The sequence below is a fragment of the Collinsella sp. D33t1_170424_A12 genome, from assembly GCF_015554865.1.
In the GTDB taxonomy this organism is placed as follows: domain Bacteria; phylum Actinomycetota; class Coriobacteriia; order Coriobacteriales; family Coriobacteriaceae; genus Collinsella.
In genome coordinates, this window is record NZ_JADNJJ010000056.1 from 1 (window position 1) to 1,988 (window position 1,988).

A 1,988-nucleotide genomic window follows, 5' to 3' on the forward strand; every position below is an offset into this window, starting at 1 on the left:
TGTAGATGCGCAGCGCGTCGGCGGCCGAGATGCGCTCGCTCGGCAGCCAGCCGCCCGCGGGCTCGTGCGTGAAGGGACGGGTCATTTTGGGACGGGGTATTTTGTCCCCCCTTTTCGAGGTTGCCCGAGAAATTCAATGGCAGCCTTGCGAGCATAACTGGCTATAACTCCAGCATTTCCCGTTTGAATTCGTTGCGAATCTCAGGAGAGCCATCCGAATTAACCTCCCAGCCCTTCCCCGAGTCATATACCAACTCATCAACGTTCTCGCCGAACTTCACCGTAAGCATCATCCAATTGCAAGCTTGTTTATCGATGCTCATCATCTGATCTCCAAAATCAAACAGCACCGCCTGGGGATAGGCAGTTTTGAACGTCAGCTTGCCATCCTCGTAGGAATCAACCGAATCCTGCGCCACCAGGACACGCTTCACGACCTTGCCGCACTCCACGCGCATCTCCTCCCCTGAAAGCTCGCTCAAAGCGGCAACGCTGCCTAGGCCCTGCTCGATGGAAAGAAAGGCATCGTCATCATCAACCTCCCCATTGCCGGAATAGTCGATATCGTGCATGCGGGAAACAATGTCGAATGCTCCGCCGCTAAGATAGAGCCGTACACGCCCGAATGCCAAGCCGCTTGTAACGGGCACGTAGCCAATCGCTTCGAGGACGTTGCCCTTAGCCCCACAAAGCAGCTCAATCTCCTCGTTGCTAAAACGCATATCCATATCGACCATTACAGCCTCCCCTTTCTTAAGGGAACGAAGTGAATCTTCTGATCCGCGATACCCAGGACGCCATTGCAGGATAATTCAACCACCGGTGTTCCATCGGAAGTTGACGTCCACCGATACGTCACCCTGCCGCCGTCGCGCATGATCCACATGAAACCTTTGGCGGGAAGCGGCCGAACGACAGAGGGGTTCGCCGCGGCAATAGCAGCAAACTCCGCGGCAGTGCGGCCTGGCGCTTCCGTGGCGATGTTGCGAATCCGCTCCTTCCGCGAAACACCTTTGGTCCCAAAGTATCCTCTTTCATCCACCGGGAAGTACTTAACGAGCTCTTCCAGATTCTCCTCAAGCGATCTACCTGCCCGCAAAGCCATTGTATCCCCCTTAGCCGATCCCATTGCGCACCCCCTTCTCGCGATAGTAACGAGCCGTTTCTCCCTCATATGAAATGATTTCGATACCGTCTTGACGTGCCTCATCAAACACGCCGCTACGGTCAGAACCTATCACCAAAACCCGCTTTGGCCTCACAATCTCTCGCATCGGACCAAAGCCGTCCTCGAACACCTTCCTTGTCTCACTGTTCCCAAAGCAGCCAATTGTTCCAACGGCAATCGTGCCTTCAGGCTCTACGGCAGAAAATGAAAAATCGTACGTATTCTTAAGGCCCCAGCGCAGAAATGGCACTCCTACGCACCCATTACGTTGCATCCATGCTCCAATAGCGCGACTGCGGCAAACGGCTTCAAGCTGCATATAACGCGGATAGCCCCAGAACATGCTGAAATCAGGAGCAATGCACCCCTTAAAACACTGAAGTCGAGATAGTTGCTTCCAAGGATTACGCCACAGGCTCATAAAACGAGCATCATGGATACAGAAGTGAACCCATTTATCGTGATTCACTTCCCTGTTAATTCGATCATAGGGAACCAACGAGGGCGGAAGAGCGTCTACACGGCACATGAGTGGCATATCCCACTCCCCATACGGTGTTGCCCCCGTATTAATGTCAGCGTTGAAAACGCTTCGGTAGGTTTCATAGTTCAAAATGAAACCCCTTTCTACTCAAGAAACGGGCCTATTCCCGCCTTGATTTCATAGTAGGTCTAGTTATAATTACTAACTAGTTACGTTATTTAGTTAGAGGAGTGACCGATGGTGGACCACAGTGGAATCAAAGCTAGTGAAGAGGACCTCATCCACCAACCCATCAGAGCGGAAATAACATTCAAGTTCGCGTCTGTACCCCTACCG

Annotated in this window: 3 protein-coding genes; all 3 read right to left on the reverse strand. The window is 52.7% G+C overall.

What is annotated here, in order from left to right:
• Positions 1-161: 161 nt before the first annotated feature.
• The 3 genes from I2E26_RS02745 to I2E26_RS02755 are packed head-to-tail and all read right to left on the reverse strand — an operon-like array spanning position 162 to position 1,781.
• Positions 162-737: a hypothetical protein gene (locus tag I2E26_RS02745; RefSeq protein ID WP_147587548.1), complete on the reverse strand. Its 576-nt coding sequence runs from the start codon at positions 735-737 to the stop codon at positions 162-164.
• Positions 737-1,129: a hypothetical protein gene (locus I2E26_RS02750; RefSeq protein WP_147587547.1), complete on the reverse strand. Its 393-nt coding sequence runs from the start codon at positions 1,127-1,129 to the stop codon at positions 737-739. The genes I2E26_RS02745 and I2E26_RS02750 overlap by 1 nt, the downstream gene beginning before the upstream one ends.
• Complete coding sequence (locus I2E26_RS02755) at positions 1,116-1,781, reverse strand: DUF4417 domain-containing protein (RefSeq protein WP_147587546.1); 666 nt, start codon at positions 1,779-1,781, stop codon at positions 1,116-1,118. The genes I2E26_RS02750 and I2E26_RS02755 overlap by 14 nt, the downstream gene beginning before the upstream one ends.
• Positions 1,782-1,988: the final 207 nt, after the last annotated feature.

Coding starts and splice junctions, on each gene's coding strand:
- I2E26_RS02745 (WP_147587548.1), bottom strand. CDS start 737: ATGGTCGATATGGATATGCGTTTTAGCAACGAGGAGATTGAGCTGCTT.
- I2E26_RS02750 (WP_147587547.1), bottom strand. CDS start 1,129: ATGGGATCGGCTAAGGGGGATACAATGGCTTTGCGGGCAGGTAGATCG.